Source organism: Roseovarius spongiae, assembly GCF_003651245.1.
Lineage (GTDB): Bacteria > Pseudomonadota > Alphaproteobacteria > Rhodobacterales > Rhodobacteraceae > Roseovarius > Roseovarius spongiae.
Window position 1 is genome coordinate 284,278 of record NZ_RAPE01000002.1, and the last position, 24,041, is coordinate 308,318.

Below are 24,041 nucleotides of genomic sequence, written 5' to 3' on the forward strand. Positions count from 1 at the left end.
GTCGCAGCCGGATTGTTCGAAACGTCCCGTCACGGACGTGACCCGGAATCCCCTTCTTGCCTGCGCGCTGTCTTCGCCAGACATGGCGCATGGATGATGCTGAAAGGGGGAAGTGGCGGGCCCGCACGCGACCGTTTGGTTCTCTCATTCCCGAGGACCTGTATATACAGGTGGGCGCCGGGTAACCGGACCACGGTCCGGACAGAGCCAGCTCCCTCGGAATTGCTTAAGGCCACCGGAATGCAACCGTTCACGAGAAGGGCAGAACCCGCCACCGCCCAATCTAGGGTGGCCGCCCGCCCCCGACAAGGGGCGCGCGAGGGGAATTCCTGCGCGCCGGGCGTCCTGCGGGGCTTGCACACGTTCACTATTTGTTCATAATCGCCCCATGCAGGATACAAGCTTGATCCCCCCGCCCGCGCCGCTGCAACCCGGTCAGATCCTCGCGCGCGGGGTATGCCGCCACCTGCGCGCGCGCGACTTCGCCACGCTCGAGGAATACGCGCCCGAGCGGGGCAGGCGGGTGGACGTGATGGCGCTGGGGCCGAAGGGCGAAATCTGGGTGATCGAATGCAAGTCCGGCCTTTCGGACTACCGCGCGGATTCCAAGTGGCGGGGCTACCTGGCCTGGGCCGACCGGTTCTTCTGGGCGGTGGACGTGGAGTTCCCCGCCGAGATCCTGCCCGCCGATACCGGGCTGATCATCGCCGACGCCTACAACGCCGAAATGGTTCGCATGGGGCCGGAAACGCGGCTGGCGGGCGCGCGGCGCACGGCGCTCACCCGGCGGTTTGCCCGCACGGCGGCGCGCCGTCTGCACCGGGCGCGCGATCCGCTATCGTGATTTCCGCCCATCGGCCGCGCGGGCGGCGGCGGTGATCTCGGCGGCGATCTCGTCCGCTTCCTCGGGGGAGAAATCCATCGGGATTTCAACGCCTTGCGACTCGACGTAAATGCGCACCATGCCCTGGTCCGTCGGCCCGATCTGCAAGTTCGCCTCAACGTCGCGTTCGGAATTGATGCCCATCCGTGCCTCCTGTGCTGACTGCCGGGGATAGGCCGATTACCCGGTTGATTCAAGTGGCGGGCTTGGCCGCGCGGCGCATCCGTGCGAGGATCGCTTCGCACCGATCCATGCGGCAGAGGGAAACGAGAATGAACCGGATCGTCGGACAGGCAATTACAGGCGCCGTCTGCGGCGGCGCTCTGATCGCGCTGGCCGCCGCTCCGCCTGTCCGCGCGGCGGAGTTCCGGATGGAGTGGGGCGGCTACATGGAGCAGCACCTCGCCTACGCCTCCTACGACGCGCCCACCGCCAAGGGGTTCGACGGCGCCGACGGGGTGGGCGCCATGATGCTGTTCTTCGAACCCTCCCTCACCTTCGGCGCGGCCACGCGGGCCGGCGCATCCGTGCGGCTCGACGGGTTCTACGGCGAGACGAATTCGCGCTTCGCCTTCGAGCGCGCCGCGCTTTATGCCGAGGGCGCGTTCGGCCGGCTCGAGATCGGCAAGCTCGACACGCCCGGCAACAGCCTGCACGCGGGCGCGCCCGCGCCCTTCGGTCCAATGGTTGGCATCGCGCATATCAGCGACAGCGCGCTGGCGTCCTTCCTTCCCTATGCGGGGGTGCACAACAACCGCCTTGTCGGCAGCGACGTGCGGCGCGGCACGCTCGGCGCGACGCGCGTCGCCAACTCGGGCGCGGAAACCCATGGCCGCATCCGCTACTTCACGCCGCGCATGGGCGGGATCCGTTTCGGCGCCAGCTACGCGCCCGAATCGCCCAAGGACGCGCCCAACCGCGCGGATTTCATCGACCTCGGCGTGGATTACCGCCTCGCCACCGCCTCGGGCGTCGATCTGCACGCCTCGGGCAAGTGGGGCGTCGCCGACAACACCGCCGCACCGGGCGCGGATCCCGGCTATTACGGCGCGGGGCTCAGCATCGGTTATGGCGGGTTCACGCTGGGCGGTAGCTATTCGGAAAGCCACGGCAGCGCCCAGGGCGTCAGCGACGGGCGCGCCTACGAGCTTGGCGCGCGTTACCAGCGGGGGCGGTACGGCATCAGCCTTGCCTATCTCAACGGCGAGAACACGGATGACGAAAACGCCGCCTTCGGCGCGAAAGAGCGGCTCGAGGCGGTGACGCTGGGCGTGAATTACGACCTTTTCGGCGCGCCGGGCAAGCGGCGGCGCGATCCCGCGCCGGACAGCGCGCCCGCGCGCGCGGATTTTGGTGGCGATCTCTTCGGCTATGTTTCCTACGCGCGCTTTCGCGAGGACATGGGCGACGGCGGCGCCGGGACGCCGGGCGACGATATCGACGGTTTCGTGATCGGAACCGGTTTCCGCCTGTCGTTCTGAACGGCCCGGACAGCGCGGTGTTTTTTGACCCGCCCCGGCGTTTCGCGCCGGGCTTGGGTCTTGCAATCGGTCCGGCGGGGCGGTAGATCGCCCCACAGTGCCGCCTTAGCTCAGTAGGTTAGAGCGCTTGATTGTGGATCAAGAGGTCCCCCGTTCGAGCCGGGGAGGCGGTACCATAGCAAAACATTGCAGTAGTTTACCGGTTCTCCCTGACGAACTGCGCTGCTGGATGCATGGCTCTCAACGCACCGGTCGCGGTTTTGATGGCGTTCTTCTGCAACTCAGCATCAACGAATTTAGCATATGGATCATCCAACAGTCCCCTCATAAGGAAGCCGCTTGCCTTTCCGGGCCGATGGATGATTTTTCGGAAATGCCCGCGTGAAGCGGTCCTATTGACTTTCGATTGCGATGGTCTGGCGCAATTCGCCGGTCGCGCGGTCGAAGATCAGCACCTCGTCTTCCGTCGTCACCACCGCGAACCAGTCGCCGCCTTGCGTGAAGGCCAGCGGCGCGGCCCCGTCGGGCAGGGCGATCGTCTCGGGCAGGTCGGGTGGTTCGGGGCCGAAAGCGTCCGAGAAGCGGGTGACAAACAGCACGACGATCACTATGAACCCGATCACCATCGTCGCGGTCAGTATGGTGACCAGCAGGCGCAGGTAGCGGACAAGCCCCGCATCGACCGGCTGGGGTTGAGGAGTGTCGTTCATGGAATCCACCATCCTGTCGGTCGAGATCGGGTCGGACCCGCCGCCGCGTCTTGATAAGGCACTCGCGCGCGATGCGCCAGAGGCCGCCGCGCTGTCGCGCACCCGGCTGGCGCGGCTCATCGCCGGCGGGCAGGTGACGCTGAACGGCGCTCCCGTCACCGATGTGAAGGCGCGCGTGGCGGCGGGCGATCGCGTCACTATCGCCGTGCCCGCACCCGAGCAGAGCCATATCGCGCCCGAGGACATCCCGCTCGCGGTGCTGCACGAGGATGACGACCTCATCGTCGTGGACAAGCCCGCCGGCATGGTGGTCCATCCCGCGCCCGGCACGCCCTCGGGCACGCTGGTCAATGCGCTTCTGCATCATTTCGGCGGGGACCTTTCGGGCGTGGGCGGGCAGGCGCGCCCCGGCATCGTGCATCGCATCGACAAGGACACCAGCGGGCTCCTGGTGGTGGCGAAATCCGACCGCGCGCATCATCGTCTCGCCGCGCAGTTCGCCGCCCACAGCGCCGAGCGGCGCTACCTCGCGCTCTGCCACGGCGTGCCCGACGCGGGCGATCCGCGCCTGCGGGGCCTGCGCGGCGTGAGTTTCGAACCGGGCGGCGTGCTGCGGATCGAGGCGCGGCTGGCGCGGCATCGCACCGACCGGCAGAAGCAGGCGGTCTGCGACAGCGGCGGACGGCACGCGGTCACCCGCGCGCGTGTGGTCGATACCTTCGGCGCGCCCCCGGCCTGCGCGCTGCTGGAATGCCGGCTCGAAACCGGGCGAACGCACCAGATCCGGGTGCACATGGCCTATACCGGGCACGGGTTGATCGGCGACGCGGTTTATGGCGGGCGGCGACGGCTGCCGCAGCGCGCCCTGTCGACGGCGGCGATGGACGCCGTGCAGACGTTCCCGCGCCAGGCGCTGCATGCGGCCTCACTGGGCTTCGTTCACCCGCTGAGCGGGCAGATGATGCGGTTCACCTCGCCCCCGCCACAGGATATGGCCGATCTGATCGCGTCTCTCGGGGGCTGAGCGCACACGCGAAAGCACGGTTGTGTGAGCTTTCGTCGCAAATGTCGCAATCGGAACGAAACGCGATCATAAGGCGTTAAGGTAGCAAGGCTATCCCACTTGTAAACAGCGTCATGGAGCCCTAGATCAATGTTAAGGCCCGAAACATCCGGGCGTGTGGAGGTCACGAATACATGAGCAATTACGCAAATCTGCCGGCGCCGACGCCCGAGGGCGGGCTGAACCGCTACATGCAGGAAATCCGCAAGTTCCCGCTGCTCGAGCCGGAAGAGGAATACATGCTGGCCAAGCGCTGGGTCGAGGAGCAGGACACCGAGGCCGCGCACAAGATGGTCACGTCCCATCTGCGGCTCGCGGCCAAGATCGCGATGGGCTATCGCGGCTACGGGCTGCCCCAGGCCGAGGTCATCTCCGAGGCCAATGTCGGCCTCATGCAGGCGGTCAAGCGGTTCGATCCCGACAAGGGGTTCCGCCTTGCAACCTACGCGATGTGGTGGATCCGCGCGTCGATCCAGGAATACGTCCTGCGTTCGTGGAGCCTGGTCAAGCTGGGCACCACTTCGGCGCAGAAAAAGCTGTTCTTCAACCTGCGCAAGGCCAAGAACAAGATCGGCGCGCTCGAGGATGGCGATCTGCGCCCGGAGAACGTGCGCGAGATCGCCAATCAGCTTGGCGTGACCGAGGACGAGGTCATCTCGATGAACCGGCGCATGTCAGGCGGCGACGCCTCGCTCAACGCCACGGTCGGCGCCGAGGGCGAGGGCACCATGCAGTGGCAGGACTGGCTCGAGGACGAGGACGCCGACCAGGCCAGCGACTACGAGGCGCGCGACGAGCTCGAGGCGCGCCGCGAGATGCTGGCCGAGGCGATGGACGTTCTGAACGACCGCGAAAAGGACATCCTGACCCAGCGCCGCCTCAGCGACCAGGCTGTCACGCTCGAGGAACTGAGCGGCCAGTATGACGTCAGCCGCGAACGCATCCGCCAGATCGAGGTGCGCGCCTTCGAGAAACTGCAGAAACGCATGCGCGCCCTGGCGCAGGAGAAAGGCATGCTCGCCGACGCATGACGCCGCCGCGCCATCTTGGCGCGGCGCGCGAAACGCGCTAAGCCCTTGCCGAGAGATCGGGAGGGGCTTTGCCATGCGCGTTGCGATGCGGACCAAGCGGCTGGCGCGTGCGTGGCGCCTGTGCCTCGCGGGGGCGCTGCTGATCGCGCTTGCGGCCTGTGCGGCGCGCGAGGCGGCGCAATACGCCGCCCCCGTCCCCGGCGCGACCCTGCAACCGATCTATGTCGCGACCGAGCGCGCGCTCGACCGGACGGGGCCGTTCTTCGGCAACAAGCGCCCCGGCAAGGTCAACTTCTTCCGCAACACGATCTCGGTGCCGCCCACGCACACGCCCGGCACGATCTCATGGCCCGAGGGCGAGGCCGACGCCGCGACCGATTTCGTCGTCGCCGACACGCGCATCTTCGAGGGCGTCGGGCAGATGGTGGCGGACATCCGCGCCCATCGAAGCGGCGATGAAACGCTGGTCTACGTGCATGGCTACAACAACACCCTGTCGGACGTGATGTATCGCCTGGCCCAGATCCAGACCGATTTCGACACCGGCATGCCCGCGGTCGCCTTTTCCTGGCAGTCGGCGGGGGATCCGCGCGGCTATGTCTATGACCGCGACAGCGTGCTTTATGCGCGCGACGACATGGAGGCGCTGCTCAACGCGCTCACCGCGGCTCCGGGCGAGAAGGTGTTCCTGCTGGCGCATTCGATGGGGGCGCACCTGACGATGGAGGTGCTGCGCCAGGCGGCGCTGCGCGGCAACCGCCGATTGCTGAACCGGATCAGCGGCGTGACGCTGATGTCGCCGGATATCGACCCGGACCTGTTTCGCCAGCAGGCCGAGGCGATCGGGCATCTTCCGCAGCCCTTCGTCATCTTCGTGTCGCGCCAGGACCGGGCGCTGTCGCTCGCCGGTTTCCTGACCGGGCGCAAGCCGCGCCTTGGCGTGATCGACAGCGCGCAGAGCGTCGCGGGTCTTGACGTGCAGGTGATCGATTTCACCGCGCTGGGCGACGGCGAGGGACTCAACCACATGACGCCGGTGTCCTCTCCGCAGGCGGTGAGCGCGCTACGCGGGTTGCTCGCGCAGCGGCAAACGCCGCCAACCGGGCTCGGGCGGTATCTCGTGCTCGAGTGAGCGCCGCAGCCCTTGGCAAGCGCCGCCGCGATGCCTAGCTTTGATGCAGCAGCAGGAGGCGTGACATGGCCGGTGGATGGGCGCGCGACGGCGCGGTGCATGAACAGATCGAGGCTTCGATCGAGGATGAGCTCGCGCGCATGAAGCAGCGCCCGCTCGAGGGCGAGAGCCTGACCCATTGCGCCGAATGCGACGAGCCGATCCCCGAGAAGCGCCGCACCGCGCTGCCGGGCGTGAAGCTCTGCTTGGACTGCGCCTCGGAGCGCGATGGTCGCACTGCAGAGCGCGGAGGCATCAACCGGCGGGGATCGAAGGACAGCCAGCTTAAGTAGCGCCGCCTGCCCCGACAGGGCCCGTTAATGCAGGTCGCGCGCGGGCCGATCAGTCCGGCATTGGATATTTGAAGCAAGAAGAAGGTCCAGAGCGGGGTCCGACCTCTTCTTCTTGCTCCCGATATCCCCGCCGGTGCATGAAGTCTCTTGCGCGCTCAGTCCTCCATCGCCTCCAGCTCGTCGATCATTCCCTCGATCATCGACAGCCCCTTGTCCCAGAACTTCGGGTCTGAAGCATCCAGGCCGAAGGGCGCGAGGAGGTCGGAGTGGTGCTTGGAGCCGCCGGCCTTCAGCATGTCGAAATACTTGTCCTGGAACCCGTCGGGGTTTTCCTCGTAGACCGCGTAGAGCGCGTTCACGAGGCCGTCGCCGAAGGCATATGCATAGACATAAAACGGCGAATGGACGAAATGCGGGATATAGGCCCAGAAGGTTTCGTACCCCTCCATGAAATCGAAGGCGGGGCCAAGCGATTCGGCCTGCACCGACATCCAGAGCGCGTTGATGTCGTCGGGGGTGAGTTCCCCGCCGCGCCGCGCCGCGTGCAGCTTGCACTCGAAGTCGTAGAACGCGATCTGGCGCACGACCGTGTTGATCATGTCCTCGACCTTGCCGGCGAGCAGCACCTTGCGCTCGGCGTCGTTGGCCGCGGCGGCCAGCAGCTTGCGGAAGGTCAGCATCTCGCCGAAGACGCTCGCCGTTTCGGCCAGGGTGAGGGGGGTGGAGCTCAGCAGTTCGCCCTGATCGGCGGCGAGCACCTGGTGCACGCCGTGGCCCAGCTCATGCGCGAGCGTCATCACGTCGCGCGGTTTTCCGAGGTAGTTCAGCATCACGTAGGGGTGGACCGTCGTGACCGTGGGGTGGGCGAAGGCGCCCGGCGCCTTGCCGGGTTTCACGCCCGCGTCGATCCAGCCGCGCTCGAAGAACGGCTCGGCGAGGTCGGCCATGCGCGCATCGAAGCCGCTATAGGCGTCCATCACCGTGGCGCGGGCGGCGTCCCAGCCAATGATGCGGGTTTCCTCCATCGGCAGCGGCGCGTTGCGGTCCCAGACCTGCATCCGGTCAAGCCCGAGCCATTTGCGTTTCAGTTCGTAATAGCGATGGCTGAGCCGGGGATAGGCGGCGACGACCGCGTCGCGCAGCGCCTCGACCACCTCGGGTTCGACGTCGTTGCTCAGGTGCCGCCCGGTCTGCGCGGTGGGCATCCCGCGCCAGCGGTCGATGACCTCTTTTTCCTTGGCGGCGGTGTTGTGGACGCGCGCGAAGGTGCGGATGTTCTCGCCGAAGACGCGGGCGAGCTCGCGGCAGGCGGCCTCGCGCTTGGCGCGGTCCTGTTCGGTCAGCAGGTTCAGCGCGCCCTCGATGTTGAGCGTCTCGCCGTCGACCTCGAAGTCGAGCCCGGCGATGGTTTCGTCAAAGAGCCGCTCCCAGGCGTCGCCGACGACGCCGAGATCGTGCAGGAATTTCTCGAGCTCGTCGCTGAGCTGGTAGGGCTTCATCTTGCGGATGCGCTCGAGCACGGGCCGGTAGCGGGCGAGGTCCGGGTTCTGCGCCAGCCGCCGCTCCAGGTGGTCGTCCTCGAGCCGGTTCAGCTCGAGCGTGAAGAACACCAGCGGCGTGGTGTAGGTGGTTATCTTCTCCTGGCAGTCGGAGAGGAACTTGGCGCGCTCCGCGTCGGTGGTGCGCTGGTGATAACGCAGCCCGGCAAAGGACATGATGCGCCCGGCGACGGTGCTGATCGCCTCGTCCCGGCGGATGCACTCAAGCAGCCCCTCGGCGTCCAGATCGGCCAGCTTGCCCTCGTAATCGGTTGCAAAGCTCTCGCAGGCCTCTTCCAGCCAGTCGAGGTCGCGCTTGAGTTCGGGCGCGTCGGGCGCGGCGTAGAGGTCGCTCAGGTCCCATTCCGGCAGCTTGCCGAGGTCGCGCGCGCCCCCTTCGTCTGCGGCGTCAAGGGCGGGGCGGGGCATATGGGTCATGATGGTCTCCGGTTCGGGGCTCGGGCCTCACACATAGGGGCGTGCGGGCCGAGGCTCAAGCGGGGAAGGCGCGCATCATTGCCGCGCGGCGGCGTCGAAGCGCGCGCAGATCGCGTCGAACAGGTCTTCGCGCACCTCCGGGCCTTCCATCAGCACCTCGTGGCGTGCGCCGGGAAAGCGGAGCAGCCGACCGTCCGGCCAGCGATCCATGCGGTCCTCAATGCGGGCGACATCGACGATATCTTCCTCGTCGCCGATGGCGGTCACGCAGGGCAGTTCGGGCGAGGGCAGGCGCGCCAGCGCGCGGCATTCGGTCAGCGCCTCGTAAAGCCAGCGCAGGGTGGGGCCGCCGAGCCCGAGTTCGGGGTGCGCGCGGGCCTGGTCGATCATGTATTGATACATCTGGCTGTCGCTGGTCAGCTTGTTGGTCTCGAAGGGTTCGTGCAGCACGTAGTTCTCCGGGCCGCCGCCGGGCGCATACATGTGCCCAAAGCCGAGCCGGCTGCCGCCGCAGGACAAGGCCCAGGCCAGCGGGCGCAGCGGCGGCTCGATCCGGATGCCCCACATCGGGCCGGTGAAGGCGCAGGCGGCGGCCGGCAGTCCGTCGATCAGCGCGCGCAGCCCGATGCAGCCGCCCATCGAATGCGCGAGCAGATGGAGCGGGCGCGCCGCCCCGAGCGCCTCCGCCGCCCCGAGCATCGCGGCGACGTCATATTGATAGTCCGCGAAGTCGCGCACGTAGCCTGCCATCGCATCCTCGCCCAGCCTGTCGGCAAGGCCCTGGCCGCGCCAGTCGACCGCCAGCGTGGCGTAGCCCCGCGCCCCTAGATCACGCGCGGTGCGGCCGTATTTCTCGATATATTCGGTGCGCCCGGGGAACAGCAGGACAGTGCCGGCCGCGCCCTCGCGCGGCCAGTGTCCGACGCGGATGCGCACCCCGTCCGCGCCCGTCGCCCAGACCGCCCGACCACCCGGCGGGCCATCGTCGATGTCGGCGAGGAAGGGCGCGCTTTCCAACGGACTCAGGACAGTACGCTGCCCAGCTTCATGGCCATGCCCATGTCGCCGTCGACGGTGAGCTTGCCGCTCATGAAGGCGGCGGTCGCGTCGAGATCGCCGGAGAGGATCGACTGGAACGTGTCGGCGTCCGCGGTCAGGGTCACGTCGGTTTCGCCGTCCCCTGCATGCGCGCCGTTCTCGTCGATCACGACGGCGCCTTCGCCCTCGATCACGAACTTGGCGCTTCCGTCGAAGGACTGGCCCTGCATCTTCTCGTTCAGGGCGGTCACGGCCCCGGTCACAACTTCGCTCATCAAGGTATCCTTTCTGTCATCTTCGGCGGGAAGGGGTTTGATTTCCGGCCATGCACGCTAAACTCATGCTTGTTATGATCGCTGATCGCCTCAATCTCAACACTACCGTGGCGGCACTTGCCGCGCTGCTGCTGTTTTCGCTGCCTGCGGCGGCGTTGGACCAGGGCAAGCTCGACAAGCTTTACGGGGAATTGGGCCACGCGGATGCGGATGCGGCGCAGCGGATCGCCGCCGATATCCAGCTCGAGCAGTCGAAATCCGGCTCGCCCTCGATGGATTTGCTGCTGAAACGCGGGCGCGACGCGATCGAGACCGGCGACACGGGCGCCGCGATCGAGCATCTGACGGCGCTTGTCGATCATGCGCCGGGTTTCGCCGATGGCTGGCACGCGCGCGCCATCGCCTACGCGCGGGCGGAACTCTACGGTCCGGCGCTCGGGGATCTGGAACGCGCGCTCGCGCTCAACCCCCGACATTTCGACGCCATCGCGTCGCTCGGGGCGCTGCTGCACGAGGTCGGGTATGACGATCTCGCCCGCGCGGCCTATGCGCGGGTTCTGGACATTCACCCGCATTTCGAGGATGTCGCCTTGATGCTGGAGTCTCTCGACGCCGAGACCGGCGGTTCCGACATCTGAACCGCGTCACCAGGAACGACACGGGAGCAGGCCAATGGCCGAGCAGTCAAGGATCCTCGCGGTTCTGGGCCCCACCAACACCGGCAAGACGCATTACGCCATCGAGCGGATGCTGGGCTATCGCACCGGGGTAATCGGCCTGCCGCTGCGGCTGCTCGCGCGCGAGGTGTATGACCGCATCGTGCGTGCGCGCGGCCCGTCGGTCGTCGCGCTGGTCACCGGCGAAGAGCGCATCGTGCCGCCGCGCACGCAATACTGGGTCTGCACGGTCGAGGCGATGCCCGAGGGGATCGGCGCCGATTTCGTCGCGGTGGACGAGATCCAGCTTTGCGCGGATCGCGAGCGCGGGCATGTCTTCACCGACCGTCTGCTGCGGATGCGCGGCTTGCGCGAGACGCAGTTCCTGGGCGCCGCGACCATGCGCGGCATGATCCGCGCGCTGGTGCCCGAGGCCGAGTTCATCCCGCGCGAGCGGATGAGCCAATTGGTCTACTCAGGTTCGAAAAAGATAAGCAAGCTGCCCGCTCGCACGGCTATCGTCGGGTTTTCTGTTGAAAATGTATACGCCATCGCCGAGCTTCTGCGCCGTCAGAAGGGCGGCGCGGCGGTGGTGATGGGCGCGCTGAGCCCGCGCACGCGCAACGCGCAGGTCGAGATGTACCAGAGAGGCGAGGTCGATTACCTCGTGGCGACGGACGCCATCGGCATGGGGCTCAACCTCGACATCACGCATGTCGCCTTTTCCGCGCTGTCGAAGTTCGACGGGCGGCGGATGCGCGCGCTGATGCCCCATGAGCTGGCCCAGATCGCGGGCCGCGCGGGGCGGGGGATGACCGGCGGAACGTTCGGCGTGACGGGCGACGCGCCGCCGCTTGCCGACGAGGTGGCGCAAGCGATCATGGACCATCGTTTCGCCCCGGTGCGCAAGCTCGAATGGCGCAACGCCGACCTGTCGCTGGGCAGCATCGAGGCGCTGATCGCGTCGCTTGAGAAGCGCCCCGGCAACGAGTTGCTGGCCCGCGCGCAGGAGGCGGACGACCTCTCTGCCCTGCGAACGCTGGCCGAGGCCCCGGAGGTGCGCGCCCGCGCAACGGACGGCGCGGCGGTGCGGCTGCTCTGGGACGTGTGCCGCATCCCCGACTTCCGCGGCATCAGCCAGGGCGAACATGCCGGGCTGCTCGAGACGATCTTCTGCGATCTGCACGACCGGGGCCAGGTGCCCGACGACTGGCTCGCGCGACAAATTCGCCGGATCGACCGAACCGATGGCGACATAGATGCGTTGTCCAAGAGGCTGGCGTATATCCGCACCTGGACTTATGTTGCGCAGCGCAGCGGCTGGGTCGCCGACGAAAGCCATTGGCGCGCGGAGACGCGCGCGGTAGAAGATCGCCTGTCGGACGCCCTGCACGGGGCGCTGACGCAACGTTTCGTGGACCGGCGCACGGCCGTGCTGCTGCGCCGGCTCAAGCAGAAGGAAGCCATTGTGGCCGAAGTGAACGACAAGGGTGAAGTGACGGTCGAGGGCGAATTCGTCGGCCGGCTCGAGGGATTCCGCTTTCTCGCGGACAAGTCGGCGACCGGGCAGGAGGCCAGGACCCTGAACCAGGCGAGCCTCCAGGCGCTCGCGCCGCATTTCCATCTGCGCGCCGATCGTTTCTACAACGCCCCCGATACCGAGATCGACTTTACCGAGCAGGGCGGCCTCATGTGGGGCAGCAGCGCCGTCGGCAAGCTGGTCAAGGGGTCCGATCCGCTGAAACCCGCGGTCAAGGCCTTCGTGGACGAGGAGGCGGGCGCCGAGGTGGCGCAGAAGGTCGAGCGCCGGCTGCAACATTTCATCGACCGCAAGATTGCGACCCTGTTCGAGCCGCTGCTGGCGCTTTCGAAGGACGAGACGCTGACCGGCCTCGCGCGCGGTTTCGCCTTCCGCATGGTCGAGGGGCTTGGCGTGACGCCGCGCGGCGAGGTCGCGGACGAGGTCAAGGCGTTGGACCAGGACGCGCGCGGCGCGCTGCGCAAGCACGGCGTGCGCTTCGGACAGTTCACCATCTTCATGCCGCTCCTGCTCAAGCCCGCGCCGACCCGGCTGCGGCTGGTGCTCTGGGCGCTGGCGGGCGGATTCGACGATTTCCCCGAGGCGCCGCCGCCGGGTCTCGTCACGGTGCCGGCGGGATCGGCGCCGCAGGGCTATTACACGATGGCCGGCTACCGCGCGGCGGGGGCGCGGGCGATCCGCATCGACATGCTGGAACGCCTCGCCGACATGCTGCGCGCGCAGGACAGCCGCGGCGGGTTCGAGGCGACGCCCGACATGCTGTCGATCACCGGCATGACGCTGGAACAATTCGCCGACCTCATGCAGGGGCTGGGCTACAAGGCCGAGCGCGGCGAGCGAGAGAAGGTCAAGCCGGTCGATGTCGCCATCGATGACGCGCCCGCGCAGACCGCCCCGGTCGACGCCGAAGCGGTGCAGCCTGAAACCCCGGCCGAGACCGCCGAGACGATCGAGGACGCCGGCGAGGCTCCGGTCGTCGCCGACCCGGCAGAAGAGGCCGAGGTCCCCGCCGACATCCCCGAGGCGAGCGAGACCGAGATCCTGCCCGGGGCCGCCCCCGACGAGGACCGGGCGCCCGAGATCGAGTCCTTCTATACCTTTACCTGGGCGGGACGCCCCCGCCGGGGCGGCGCCGCCCCCGAGGGGCGGCGCGGCAAGCCGCAGGGCAAGGGCGCGCGCAAGAGCAAGGGCAAGCCGCGCGGCGACGGCGCGAAGGGGCCCAAGACCGCCTCGGCCAAACCTGCGCCCAAAAAGGACCGGATCGATCCGGACAACCCCTTTGCCGCCGCGCTCATGGGGCTCAAGGACAAAAGCTGAAGGCTGACGTGCAGGATATTGAAGCAACCGGGAAAATCCGTCTCGACAAGTGGCTCTGGCAGGCCCGGTTCTTCAAGACGCGCAGCCTTGCCGCGCGCCAAGTCAAGACGGCGGGCGTGCGCGTCAACGGGGCGCGCACCGGCAAGCCGGCGGCGATGGTGGGTGCGGGTGATGTGCTGACCTTCGCGCAGGGGCGCGAGATCCGGGTGATACGTATCGTCGCACCGGGAACGCGGCGCGGCCCCGCGCCGGAGGCGCAGACGCTCTATGACGACCTGTCTCCCCCGCAGCCGCGCGGGGAAAAGGACGCCGTTCCACGGAATCCGGCCTACGAGGGAAAAGGGCGCCCCACCAAGAAGGAGCGGCGCGACCTCGATCTCAATCGCCCCGGGGCGCTTGAATGATCGGGATACGTGGAATAAATGACGCCTGACCGCCCCGCGCCGGCCGACCCATGAGGCCCCAATGACATATATCGTCACGGATAACTGCATCGCCTGCAAATACACCGACTGCGTGGAAGTCTGCCCTGTGGACTGCTTCTACGAGGGCGAGAACATGCTGGTGATCCACCCGGACGAATGCATCGATTGCGGCGTCTGCGAACCGGAATGCCCCGCCGACGCGATCCGGCCGGACACCGAGCCGGACATGGAGAAATGGGTCGAGTTCAACCGCAAGTATTCCGAGATGTGGCCGGTCATCATCACGAAGAAGGACGAGCTTCCCGAGGCGCAGGAGCGCGACGGCGAGACCGGCAAGCTCGAGAAGTATTTCTCCGAGGAACCGGGCGAGGGCGGCTGAACCGAACGGTCTGATTCGCGCCGCAGCGGCGAAAATGCTGCGCGGCATGCATGAGGTTCGGATGATAACCTGTTGATAAAAAGCAGGTGAAGCCGTGCTTCTGTGGTCGGCCCTTCCGATGGGTCAAAAATTATGATATAGTTGCTCCTGAAATGTAGTGTCCTGTCCGATATTCGCCTGACCCCGCCTGCCGCCGGGGGCTGGTGTTTTTTGCGTCTACACAGCTCAACGCGAATGCGGGCCGGAAGCCCGCGGCGTTGCGCCTGTGCGCCGCGATGCGGCCGATCTGTGAGGAAACCTGAATGACCAAAGCCAAGAAGTTCGAATTCCGCCCCAATGATTTCGTCGTCTACCCGGCGCATGGCGTCGGCAAGATCGTATCCATCGAGAAGCAGGAAGTGGCCGGCCACGAACTGGAACTGTTCGTGATCTCCTTCGAGAAGGACAAGATGACCTTGCGGGTGCCGACCCACAAGGCGACCGAGATCGGGATGCGCGGCCTGTCCAGCCCGGACGTGGTGACGCGCGCCATGACCACGCTCAAGGGCAAGGCCAAGGCCAAGCGCGCCATGTGGTCGCGCCGCGCCCAGGAATACGAACAGAAGATCAACTCGGGCGACCTGATCGCCATCGCCGAGGTGGTGCGCGACCTGCACCGCACCGACGACCAGCGCGAGCAGAGCTATTCCGAGCGCCAGCTTTACGAGGCCGCGCTTGAGCGGCTGACCCGCGAAGTCGCCGCGGTGAGCGGCGACGGCGAGGTGCAGGCCGCCAAGCAGGTGGACGACGTGCTGATGGCGCGCGCCGCCTGAGAGTGATCTTGATCCGATGAATGCGAAGGGGCTGCATCCTGCCGGGATGCAGCCCCTTGAGCTTTGACGGCCTGTCTTGCGCGCTTTTCGCGCGCGGAAAGCGTCGGACCCGTGCCATGGGAAGACGCGTCGTGGCGCGTTTTGAAAATGCCGCCCGAATCCCCTAGAACGCGGAAATGGACCATGCGGCGCTTGCATTTCTGCTACTGGCCGTAATCTCGCTGGCGAGCGTCGTCGCGGGCCGTCCGTGGACGGTCATTGTCGCGCGCAGGACGACGCCTGCGGAGCTATGGGATCATCCGTTGTTCAGGGAGACGAACGTGGTCATGTCCCTCGCGTGGTCAGCCATGTTCGGGATCTCGGCGCTCGTTTTTCGGGTCAGTGAGAACGGCGCCATCTTTTTCGTCATGGCCTTGCTCAACACGGGGCTTGGCATGGTTTCGCCATGGCTGGCCAAAAGATACGCGGCGTGGCGGGAAACCGCATACCGGGACCGTGAGTGAAGCCCCGCCACCCTGAAACAGGAAAGGAGGACCACCATCATGATCGCGCGCCTTGCCCGGGCGTTGATAGGCGGCGCCGTCGCCTTCGTCCTCGCCAACATCGTGAGCAACGTTCTGTTCTTCCAGGTCGGCGCGGGATTTCTCTTTGAGAACCGATGGCAGAGCGACAAGCTGATCGCCGTCCTTTTCGAGACGGAGCCGCTGCCGCTCATGTTCACCAACGGTCCGCTCTACATGTCCATCGCCGCCGTGATCGGCGCGGTCCACGGGCTCATCTTCCTGTGGATCGAGCCGGTCCTGCCGCGCGCGACAGTCCCGCGCGGACTGGCCTTCGGGGCGATCCTCTGGGCGCTGATGGCGCTCTATTTCGAGTTCCACGCGCCGTTCAACATGCTGGGCGAGCCACCCGTCCTCGTTGCCGTCGAGCTGGCCTTCTGGGCGGCTGTGCTCGCAGTTGAGGGCGCGGCCCTCTCTCTGCTCTACGGAGAGGGCCGGCGGCCGCCTGCATGAAGGCCACCGCGGGGGCGTCGCGGGTCAGGCGCGTTTCTGCTCGGGCTCGCCGCTGCTTTCCTCGAGCTGCGAAAGCAGCATCGTCTCGAGCTCCTTCTCGAGCTCCTTGGCGCGGGTGATGTAGGCTTCGTTCTGGACCGTGGGGACGTCCGGGTTCCACAGCGCGGCGAGTTCGCGCACCGAATGCCGGTCGTGGTAGTAGAAGGTGCGCTCCATCTCGGCCGCCTCGTATTCGCTGAGGCCGATATTCTCGAGCACGTAGCGCCCGGCGCGCAGCGAGGAGTCGAACATCTCGCGTACGATGTCGTTGGCCCCGGCCTGGAACAGCCGGAACACCTGGGTGCGGTCGCGGGCGCGGGCGATGATGTGCAGGTCGGGCCGCTCGCGCCGCGCAAAGGCGACGAGCCGCACCGCCGCGTCGGGGTCGTCGACGGCGGCGACCAGCACCCTGGCCTCGTTGAGGCCGGCGGCGTGCAGCATCTCGGGGCGGGTGGGATCGCCGAAGAATCCCTTGACCCCGAACCGGCGCATCCGCTGGATCGCCTGGAGATCGTGATCGAGCACAACCGTGCTGTAGCCGGCCGACCGCACGAGGCGGTTGACGATCTGCCCGAAGCGCCCGATGCCGACGACGATCACCTTGCCCTGTTCGTCGACATGGTCCGGCTCGCGGATCTCCTGCGCGCTTTCCATGCGGTGCGACAGCCAGTCGTAGAGCATGAACAGCAGCGGCGTGATCAGCATGGTCAGCGCCACCACCAGAAGCAGCACCTCGGTCATCACGGGCGGCACGACGTTCTGCTGCGAGGAGAAGGAGATGAGCACGAAGCCGAATTCGCCCGCCTGCGCCAGCGACAGGGTGAACAGCCACAGATCCCGGCGGCGCAGGCTGAAGATGCGTCCCAGCAGGTAGAGGATCGCGCCCTTGAGCACCATCAGCGCAAGCGAAAGCCCGAGGATCAGGAACGGCGCGGCCAGCAGGACGGCAAAGTTGATGCCCGCCCCAACGGTGATGAAGAACAGGCCAAGCAGGAGGCCCTTGAACGGTTCGATGTCGCTTTGCAGCTCGTGCCGGAATTCGCTGTTGGCCAGCACCACCCCGGCGAGGAACGCGCCAAGCGCGGGCGAGAGGCCGACGAGAAGCATCAAGAAGGCAATCCCGGCCACGATCAGCAGCGCCAGCGCGGTGTACATCTCGCGCAGGTGAGCCGCGTGGATGTAACGGAACACTGGCCGTATGAGATAGACGCCGGTGAGGATGACCGCCGCGACAGCGCCGAGCGTGATCAGCGTCACCGCCCAGCCGGGCATGCCCTGGACCAGCGACATGGCGACGTCGGTCGCGCCGCCGCCTTCGCCCTCCGGCGACAGGCGCTGGATCGCGCCCGATTCGCTCAGCACGATGTCCGAGGGCTTGCTGAGCGCGAAAAGCGGCAGCAGCGCCAGCATCGGGATCACGGCGATGTCCTGCGTCAGCAGAACGGAAAAGGCCGAGCGCCCGCCGCCGGTCTGCACCAGCCCCTTTTCCGACAGCGTCTGCAGCACGATGGCGGTCGATGACAGCGCGAATATCATCCCGATGGCGAGCGCGATCGACCAGCTTACGCCAAGCGTCATCGCCGCGACCATCACCGCCAGCGTGGTGAGCACGATCTGCGCTCCGCCAAGGCCGATCAGTCGGTGGCGCATGTCCCACAGCGCCCTGGGCTCCAGTTCGATGCCGATGAGGAAAAGCATCATGACCACGCCGAATTCGGCGAAATGCTGCAATTCCTCGGTTTCGTGCCCGACAAGGCCCAGGACCGGGCCGATGATGATTCCCGCCGCGAGGTAGCCCAGCACCGACCCAAGGCCGAGCCGCGCTGCGAAGGGGACGGCGATAACCGCTGCGGCCAGGTAGATCGACGCCTGGTAGAGGAAACCTTCCATTCACGCTCCTTTTGCGCGCCGGCGCGGGTGTGCGGGCCGCGGCGCCGGCCTGGCGATGACGTTCCGTCTGCGGGCGGGATCGCAACGCGATGCGCAAAGAATACCGCGCGGCGTGCGAGGATCAAAGCCGTAAGAGAAAAAAGCCCTTGTTCGCGGCGGCATTGGCCGGGGCGGCGGGCGCTAGCCTTTGGGAATGCGCAGCGTGACGTTCCGCCCGCGCTTGATGTAGCGCAATTCACTATCCCCGATGGCGGCGACCTTGCCCCCGTCAAGCGCGTCGCCGACCTTCACCTTCTTGTAGCGTCCGTTGGGCAGGCGCACCAAAGCGCGGCGGCTCTTGGAAGAGCCGTAAACGCCGATCAGGTTGACGTCGCGCAGCTTGATCGCGTTCCGGGTGGTCGCCTCGCGCGCCACCGAGGTCGAGGAGGGGATGGACGGTGCGAGCACCTGCGCAGCGGCCACCGGCTCTGCGGCCATGCTGTCCTGCGTGCGCTTGACGATGGCGGCGAAATTCGTGGGACGCTGGTTCGGGGTGAGGGACGCGCTGACCGCCTGCGGCGTCGCGTCCTCGAAGAGGGCAGGGTCGGGCTGATCCAGTTGCCCGGTCTGCTGGGTCGCCAGCGCCACGGCGTCCTCGAGCGCCTCCGGGTCGATTTCGGCGGCCTGCTCTTGTGCCTCCGCGCCGGAGGCGTCCGCCGGGCGCGCGCGGGGGCGGATGCCGGGCTGCTGCAGGGGCGCCGCGGCGACGGCGGTTTCTTCGTCGGTCACGCTGGTTCCGCCGGCGGTTTCCGGGTCGAGCGCCGCATCGTCGCCTGTTTCCGTCTCGGTCGTCTGCGGAGCGAGGTCTGCCGGGCGCGGGCGCGGGCGAATATCCGCGAGCGGGGAGGCGGGGTCGCCCATTACCGCGACGTCGGTGTCGGCGTCGGCGTCGGCCGCGGGCTCCGCCGCGGAGGTCTCGACCGCGGATTCCTCCGCAGGAGGCGGCGTTTCGGCGCTCGGCTCTGCGGAGGCCGGGTCATCCACGCGCTGCATGTCGGCAGGCGGCGCAAGGCTGGGCGGCGCGGCGTAAACCATGACGCCCGAGGGGGTTTCGGCCCCTTCGGGTGTTGCGCGGACAAGGCCGTTCTCGTCGAAATCGTAGGTCACCCCGGCGGGGGGCGACTCTCCCGGCTCGGGAAGCGGCGTTTCGGTGGGAGCGGGGCGGGCGGCCGGCAGGGTGTCGGGGGTTCCGATCTCCACATCGGGGTCGAGCGAGACGTCGAACAGCCGGTCCGCGTCGTCTGCGGACCGGGGCGGGGCGGGGGCGTCCGGGGCCATCTGCCAGATACCGGTCGCCGCGTAGCGCGTGAGCGCGACATCTGGCGTCAGCTCCTCGGCCTTGGGCGGCGGAGGGTTGGTCGCGTCGTCGGCCCGGTCCGTCGCGTCCGCGCCGTCCATCGGCGCGGCCGGTTCCGGCTGCGGGTCCGGCGCGGCGATCTCGGCGTCGTCCACCGCCTCGGGCTCGGGCGTGGCCGGCGCCGCCGCCTGCTCTTTGATGGCGGGGGGCACCTCGGCGACCTCGACGTCATTCACGCCGCGCCAGAGCCGCGCCAGCCCGTCATCGAGGAAGATCGACGCCCAGGCGGCCACGCCGACGAGGAACAGCAGCAGCACGGCGGTGAGGATCAGTCCGAGGAAACGCGGCTTGCCGCCTACTTCCTGGTGGCGCGCGCCGAATATCGTCATGCGCTGTTTTTCGTCCTCGAACGAGGTTTTCGCGGGCCTGTCCGTCTTGCGCCGCGCGTCGGCGCCGCGGCGCGGGGGCGGCGTGTCCGTGCCGTCGTGGCGCGGCTTGCGCCCGCTGAAGAAGGTCGCGCGGGGCTTCTCGGGCTCGATCTTCTCTGCTTCGGCCTCGGCCTGCGCCGCGGCGTCGGCGTCAAGCCGCAGTTCAGGGTCAGGGCGCAGGCTTGCGGCGGCGGCGGCCATCTGCGCGGAATCAAGCGGGATCTCCGCCCCCGGCGAGGGCAGCGTCGCCGCGGAGCGCAGGGGCGGGTCGTCCTTCGCCGCACCGGGGCGCAGGCCGTCGTCACGCGCCGGTGACTTCAGCCCTGACAGGCGCGAGGGCGCGCTGAGCTTGGGCGTGGCGCCCGGCACGTCGTCGCGGCTGGCGCGGATGCTGGTGAACGGTTGCGGCGCGTCCGGCTTGCCGGGTTTGGGTGAGGGTGTTGGCGGCGGGGCAGTCTTGGCCGGGGCAGCGAGGGGTTCGTCCGCTACGTTCGGCGCGTCGTTTGGTTCGTCCTTTTCCGGCACGTCCGCGGAGGGCGCGTCGTCGGGTTTGGCCACGCCTTCCGGCGGGGCGGAGCGCGGCTTGGCCGGTTCGTCCGTAACGTTAGGCGCGTCGACCGGTTCGTCCTTTTCCGGCACGTCCGGGGTTTCGGACGCTTCGGTGGATTCTTCGCGGGCCTGCACCGGTTCGCCGATCGCGTCGTCGGCGCCCGCGTCCTCGGGCGGCGCGGCGCGGTCCGGTTCTTCCGGCGGGGCGGGGGGCGCCGTTTTCCCGGGCGCCGCTTCGGGCGGTTCCGCCGCGTCCGGGACCGCCTCTGGCGGGACGACCGGCGCGGCGCTGTCCTTGTCCTGCGCGGGCTTGCTGACGCCGATGACGCGGATCGGGGCGCTGTCGCGCTCGACCTCGGCGCCCTCGGGAAGCTGCGCGCGCGCGCAGTCGGTCACGCCGAAGAAGGGCTCGCCGGCAAAGGCGCCCTTTTCGGGGGTGGCGACGAAACTGACCGGGGCGAAGGCGTGATCGAGGGCGAAGGCCTCGGCCTCGGCCAGAGTCTCATGCGCGACCGCCGCGATGTGCAGGGTATCGCCGTCGCGCGCCCAGTCGAAGGCAAGCTCGTCCACCGCGTAGGGCGTGGCCCCGTCGAGCGCCTCGCGCACGGTGTCGCGCTCGGCCTCCGTGGCGCCTGCCGGGACGCTGAGATATTTGATCTGGTCGTTGGGGATCACCAGCTTCGTGCGCAACCCTGAAGGGTCGAGCGCGGTGGCCGTGTCATGCAGGGCGGCGAGCGCCGCGTTCAGATCGTCGGTGTCGAGCGAAACCTCGTCCACCAGCACCCAGCCGGGAAAGCGCCGGTGCAGCAGGCTGATGCCGTCGAACGAGAGCGAAAGGGCGAAGTTCGGTTTCATGAAAGGCGTTCTAGCACCGCTCGCACAGGTGGGGGAGTCCCCGGTCATAGCCGGTTGATCTTATAGCAGCTTCCTGCCGAGGGGAAGCCGGGGCGAAGCCGCCGGGGGCGCGCGGCGCCTCCGGCGTATCTTCATGCGGGAATGTCCGGCGGTCAGCCCGCCTTGTTCAGCGCCTGGTCGAGATCGGCGATGATGTCGTCGGCGTTCTCGGTCCCGATCGAGATGCGCACCACGTCCGGACCGGCGTCGGCAGCCTTCAGCTGTTCGGCTGACAGTTGCCGGTGCGTGGTCGAGGCGGAGTGGATCACGAGGCTGCGGGTGTCGCCGAGATTCGCGACATGGCTGAACAGCTCGAGGCTGTCGACGAACTTGACGCAGGCGTCATAGCCGCCCTTGAGCTGCACGGTGAAGAGCCCGCTCGCGCCCTTGGGGCAATACTTGGCCACCCGATCATAGTAGGGCGAGCTCTTGAGCCCGGCATAGGTCACCGCGCTGACCCTGTCGTGCTGCTCGAGCCACTCGGCGACGCGCTTGGCGTTCTCGACATGGCGCTCCATGCGCAGGCTGAGCGTCTCGATCCCCATCAATGTGTAATGCGCCGCCTGCGGGTTAAGCGTCATGCCCAGATCGCGCAGCCCGATGGCGATGCCGTGGAAGGTGAAGGCGAGCGGGCCGAAGGTCTCGTGGAACTTGAGCCCGTGATAGGCCTCCTCGGGCTGGCTGAGCGAGGGGAACTTGTCCGAGGCGGACCAGTCGAACTTGCCCGAATCGACCACGCAGCCGCCGGTGACGGTGCCGTTGCCGGTGAGATACTTGGTCATCGAGTGCACCACCAGCGTCGCGCCATGTTCGATCGGGCGGCAGAGATAGGGACTGGCGGTCGTGTTGTCGACGATGAGCGGGATGCCCGCATCGTCGGCGATGTCGGCCAACGCGCGCAGATCGGCGATATGCCCGCCCGGGTTGGCGATCGATTCGCAGAAGATCGCGCGGGTCTTGTCGTCGACGGCGGCCGCGACCGCGTCCGTATCGTCGACATCGACGAAATGCGCCTCCCAGCCAAAGCGCTTGATGGTCTGGCTGAACTGCGTGACCGACCCGCCATAGAGCCGGGTCGAGACCACGACGTTGCACCCGGGCTGCATCAGCGGAAAGAGCGCCATGATCTGCGCCGCGTGCCCCGAGGCGCAGCAGACCGCGCCGGCCCCGCCTTCGAGCGTCGCGACGCGTTCCTGGAGGACGGCCACCGTCGGATTGGTGAGGCGCGAATAGATATAGCCCACTTCCTGCAGGTTGAAGAGCGCCGCGGCGTGCTCGGCGTCGCGAAAGACATAGGCGGTGGTCTGGTAAATCGGCGTCTGGCGCGCGCCGGTCGCCGGGTCGGGCCGTGCGCCCGCGTGGATTTGCAGTGTCTCGAAACCGTATTTCGGCGCATCGGTCATGGTATTTCTCCTGTCGAATGTGTTGCGCAAAGGTGTAGGGCATCGCGCGGACGGCTACAACTGCACAGGAGGGAACGAATGTTTCGCGAGGCCAGCGTGGTGTGGAAGAAAATTCCGCAAATCTTCCGCGCCCGGCGCCGCCGTTCCGCGCCGTTTCAGGATCGGCGGGGCGGCGGCGCGATTTTCGTGCAGATCATCGCATCCAGAAGCCGTTGCGCTTGATCTTGTTGCGGATGGCCTGCTCCTTGCGCGGCAGGTTGTCCTGGTCGAAGAGCGCGCGCACCTTCATGCCGCGGCCCTGGTAGATCATCCGCTTGATCGGGTCGTGCTCCTTCAGCGCCTTCTTGATCCGGTTGGGCGCGGCGACCTCGTGCAGCACCTCGATCACGCGGTCGCTTTCGCGCGCGTAGAGCAGCGGAAGCAGGCGGTAATGGCAGGTCACGTCGCCGTCGAGATACCCCGGCGCCAGCGCATCGCGCCCGCCGCCGAAGGAGTGGATCACTAGCGGCAACGCCACCTGGTCGAGCCAAGGGTCGAGCGACTGGCAGATCAGTTCGGGCGGGGGGTCGTCGCGGATGGAAAGCGCGTATTCCTCGAACCGCGCACCGAACGCGGCGGGGCAGCGGTAGTAGAAGAAGCCCGCGTTGAAATAGAGGTAGCGTTTCCAGAACTCGTCGGGTTGAGACAGGTCGAGCGAGCTTTCGAATTCGAGGCCGAACCTGTCGTAGAGCGATTTCCAGGTCGCGGTATAGCCGGGGCCGTAGAGCTCGGGTTTCGGCCACGTCCCCTCGCGGCGCAGCGAGGCCGAAGGGCGATCGAAATCGAATGGCACGGCGGCGAGGTCGCCGGTGACCAGCGTGTCGGTATCAAAGAACACGAAAGGCTCGCCTTCGGGGAGGATGCGCAGCGCCTCGATCTTGTTGCCGTAGGGGTAGGCCTGGCCGAAATGACGGCTCTCGAAGGGCACGATCTCGGCGCCCATCTCCTCGAGCAGGTCTTCGGTTTGCGCGCCGCGAATGCGCGGGTCGCCGTTCCAGAGCGGGCCGGGCTGGGGTTCGGCGACGATCACGCGGCCCTCGAAATCGGGCGAACAGGCGCGCAGCGAGGCGCAGAACAGGATCGCCTCGTATTGCAGGCGCCCGCCCTGGCCTATGATGAGGATGTTGAAGGGCTGTCTTTCACCTGCCTGCGCCGCCATGTCGGGCCTGTCCTGCTCGTGCCTCGGGCGCAGTATAGGCGGGATGCGGGCGTGGTGACAGGGGGGATGTGGGTTAACTCGTTCTCAGCATTTCGCGTTGCGAAACGCCTGTGGCTGGGCGGGAAATTGGCGTAGTGTGGGTGCCGCTTTGCGGGGCAAAACGTTTAACCTGTTCTCGGCATTTCGCGTTGCGAAACGCCTGCCACCGGTCGGACGTGTATGGTTTCGGGCGTCGGTGGCG

At 67.5% G+C, this 24,041-nt stretch carries 23 protein-coding genes, 1 tRNA gene and 1 other RNA gene; 15 read left to right on the forward strand and 10 right to left on the reverse strand.

All coding sequences use genetic code 11. From position 1 onward, the window contains the following. Window positions 1-114 precede the first annotated feature (114 nt). Window positions 115-271, reverse strand: a non-coding RNA gene (ssrS, locus tag D6850_RS19930) — 6S RNA. A gap of 117 nt (window positions 272-388) precedes the next feature. Between ssrS and D6850_RS08140 the strand changes: the two genes are divergently transcribed. After that, window positions 389-844: an MmcB family DNA repair protein gene (locus D6850_RS08140; protein ID WP_121165702.1), complete on the forward strand. Its 456-nt coding sequence runs from the start codon at window positions 389-391 to the stop codon at window positions 842-844. Here D6850_RS08140 and D6850_RS08145 read toward each other — a convergent pair. Then, window positions 836-1,027 (reverse strand): DUF6324 family protein, encoded by a 192-nt coding sequence (locus D6850_RS08145; RefSeq protein ID WP_121165705.1) that lies wholly within the window; start codon window positions 1,025-1,027, stop codon window positions 836-838. The genes D6850_RS08140 and D6850_RS08145 overlap by 9 nt on opposite strands. A 128-nt stretch (window positions 1,028-1,155) precedes the next feature. Here D6850_RS08145 and D6850_RS08150 point away from each other — a divergent pair, with 128 nt between their 5' ends. Both D6850_RS08150 and D6850_RS08155 read left to right on the forward strand, forming a co-directional pair. Then, a complete protein-coding gene (locus D6850_RS08150; RefSeq protein WP_166434022.1) occupies window positions 1,156-2,364 on the forward strand; it encodes a porin in 1,209 nt (402 codons plus the stop codon). Between the two features lie 99 nt (window positions 2,365-2,463). Then, a tRNA-His gene (locus D6850_RS08155) sits at window positions 2,464-2,540 on the forward strand. A 216-nt stretch (window positions 2,541-2,756) separates the two neighbouring features. Here the strand turns inward: D6850_RS08155 and D6850_RS08160 are convergent. Then, complete coding sequence (locus D6850_RS08160; protein WP_121165709.1) at window positions 2,757-3,074, reverse strand: DUF6476 family protein; 318 nt, start codon at window positions 3,072-3,074, stop codon at window positions 2,757-2,759. Between D6850_RS08160 and D6850_RS08165 the strand changes: the two genes are divergently transcribed. The 4 genes from D6850_RS08165 to D6850_RS08180 all read left to right on the forward strand — a co-directional run bounded on the left by D6850_RS08165 (window position 3,073) and on the right by D6850_RS08180 (window position 6,632). After that, a complete protein-coding gene (locus D6850_RS08165) occupies window positions 3,073-4,098 on the forward strand; it encodes an RluA family pseudouridine synthase (RefSeq protein ID WP_121165710.1) in 1,026 nt (341 codons plus the stop codon). The two genes, D6850_RS08160 and D6850_RS08165, sit on opposite strands and share 2 nt — an antisense overlap. Window positions 4,099-4,271: 173 nt before the next feature. After that, a complete protein-coding gene (gene rpoH, locus D6850_RS08170) occupies window positions 4,272-5,168 on the forward strand; it encodes an RNA polymerase sigma factor RpoH (protein ID WP_121165712.1) in 897 nt (298 codons plus the stop codon). A 73-nt stretch (window positions 5,169-5,241) separates the two neighbouring features. Continuing rightward, entirely contained in the window at window positions 5,242-6,300 is a 1,059-nt protein-coding gene (locus D6850_RS08175) for an alpha/beta hydrolase (RefSeq protein WP_245964135.1), read from the forward strand. A gap of 65 nt (window positions 6,301-6,365) precedes the next feature. Further along, complete coding sequence (locus D6850_RS08180; RefSeq protein WP_121165714.1) at window positions 6,366-6,632, forward strand: DksA/TraR family C4-type zinc finger protein; 267 nt, start codon at window positions 6,366-6,368, stop codon at window positions 6,630-6,632. Between the two features lie 155 nt (window positions 6,633-6,787). Here D6850_RS08180 and D6850_RS08185 read toward each other — a convergent pair whose 3' ends face one another. The 3 genes from D6850_RS08185 to D6850_RS08195 all read right to left on the reverse strand — a co-directional run bounded on the left by D6850_RS08185 (window position 6,788) and on the right by D6850_RS08195 (window position 9,921). Continuing rightward, window positions 6,788-8,608, reverse strand: a complete 1,821-nt coding sequence (locus D6850_RS08185; RefSeq protein WP_121165715.1) for a M3 family oligoendopeptidase — start codon at window positions 8,606-8,608, stop codon at window positions 6,788-6,790. 75 nt (window positions 8,609-8,683) lie between these two features. Next, window positions 8,684-9,625 carry an alpha/beta hydrolase gene (locus tag D6850_RS08190; protein WP_121165717.1) on the reverse strand — a complete coding sequence of 314 codons (942 nt, stop codon included), beginning with the start codon at window positions 9,623-9,625 and terminating at the stop codon, window positions 8,684-8,686. Between the two features lie 5 nt (window positions 9,626-9,630). Next, window positions 9,631-9,921: an SCP2 sterol-binding domain-containing protein gene (locus D6850_RS08195; RefSeq protein WP_121165719.1), complete on the reverse strand. Its 291-nt coding sequence runs from the start codon at window positions 9,919-9,921 to the stop codon at window positions 9,631-9,633. A 65-nt stretch (window positions 9,922-9,986) separates the two neighbouring features. Between D6850_RS08195 and D6850_RS08200 the strand changes: the two genes are divergently transcribed. From D6850_RS08200 to D6850_RS08230, 7 genes are all read left to right on the forward strand, one after another. Next, window positions 9,987-10,559, forward strand: a complete 573-nt coding sequence (locus tag D6850_RS08200) for a tetratricopeptide repeat protein (protein WP_342769531.1) — start codon at window positions 9,987-9,989, stop codon at window positions 10,557-10,559. 34 nt (window positions 10,560-10,593) lie between these two features. Beyond that, window positions 10,594-13,434: a helicase-related protein gene (locus D6850_RS08205; protein WP_121165721.1), complete on the forward strand. Its 2,841-nt coding sequence runs from the start codon at window positions 10,594-10,596 to the stop codon at window positions 13,432-13,434. Window positions 13,435-13,451: 17 nt separating this feature from the next. After that, window positions 13,452-13,838, forward strand: a complete 387-nt coding sequence (locus D6850_RS08210; protein ID WP_121166855.1) for an RNA-binding S4 domain-containing protein — start codon at window positions 13,452-13,454, stop codon at window positions 13,836-13,838. Window positions 13,839-13,899: 61 nt separating this feature from the next. Then, complete coding sequence (fdxA, locus tag D6850_RS08215) at window positions 13,900-14,238, forward strand: ferredoxin FdxA (protein ID WP_121165723.1); 339 nt, start codon at window positions 13,900-13,902, stop codon at window positions 14,236-14,238. Between the two features lie 302 nt (window positions 14,239-14,540). After that, the gene (locus tag D6850_RS08220) at window positions 14,541-15,050 is read left to right on the forward strand and encodes a CarD family transcriptional regulator (protein WP_121165725.1); all 510 of its coding nucleotides are present in this window, start codon (window positions 14,541-14,543) and stop codon (window positions 15,048-15,050) included. Between the two features lie 176 nt (window positions 15,051-15,226). Continuing rightward, complete coding sequence (locus tag D6850_RS08225) at window positions 15,227-15,553, forward strand: hypothetical protein (RefSeq protein WP_121165727.1); 327 nt, start codon at window positions 15,227-15,229, stop codon at window positions 15,551-15,553. Window positions 15,554-15,592: 39 nt separating this feature from the next. Continuing rightward, window positions 15,593-16,063 carry a hypothetical protein gene (locus D6850_RS08230; protein WP_121165729.1) on the forward strand — a complete coding sequence of 157 codons (471 nt, stop codon included), beginning with the start codon at window positions 15,593-15,595 and terminating at the stop codon, window positions 16,061-16,063. A 24-nt stretch (window positions 16,064-16,087) separates the two neighbouring features. Here the strand turns inward: D6850_RS08230 and D6850_RS08235 are convergent, their stop codons facing one another. The 3 genes from D6850_RS08235 to D6850_RS08245 all read right to left on the reverse strand — a co-directional run bounded on the left by D6850_RS08235 (window position 16,088) and on the right by D6850_RS08245 (window position 22,602). Then, window positions 16,088-17,992, reverse strand: coding sequence for a monovalent cation:proton antiporter-2 (CPA2) family protein (locus D6850_RS08235; RefSeq protein WP_121165731.1), 1,905 nt, complete (start codon window positions 17,990-17,992; stop codon window positions 16,088-16,090). A 180-nt stretch (window positions 17,993-18,172) separates the two neighbouring features. Next, a complete protein-coding gene (locus D6850_RS08240; protein ID WP_121165732.1) occupies window positions 18,173-21,160 on the reverse strand; it encodes a hypothetical protein in 2,988 nt (995 codons plus the stop codon). Window positions 21,161-21,312: 152 nt separating this feature from the next. After that, window positions 21,313-22,602 carry an O-acetylhomoserine aminocarboxypropyltransferase/cysteine synthase family protein gene (locus D6850_RS08245; RefSeq protein ID WP_121165734.1) on the reverse strand — a complete coding sequence of 430 codons (1,290 nt, stop codon included), beginning with the start codon at window positions 22,600-22,602 and terminating at the stop codon, window positions 21,313-21,315. Window positions 22,603-22,680: 78 nt separating this feature from the next. On the opposite strand from D6850_RS08245, the gene D6850_RS19430 reads away from it, so the two are divergent. After that, complete coding sequence (locus tag D6850_RS19430) at window positions 22,681-22,824, forward strand: hypothetical protein (protein WP_166434023.1); 144 nt, start codon at window positions 22,681-22,683, stop codon at window positions 22,822-22,824. Here the strand turns inward: D6850_RS19430 and D6850_RS08250 are convergent. After that, the gene (locus D6850_RS08250) at window positions 22,796-23,800 is read right to left on the reverse strand and encodes a hypothetical protein (RefSeq protein ID WP_121165736.1); all 1,005 of its coding nucleotides are present in this window, start codon (window positions 23,798-23,800) and stop codon (window positions 22,796-22,798) included. The genes D6850_RS19430 and D6850_RS08250 overlap by 29 nt on opposite strands. Between the last annotated feature and the right edge of the window lie 241 nt (window positions 23,801-24,041).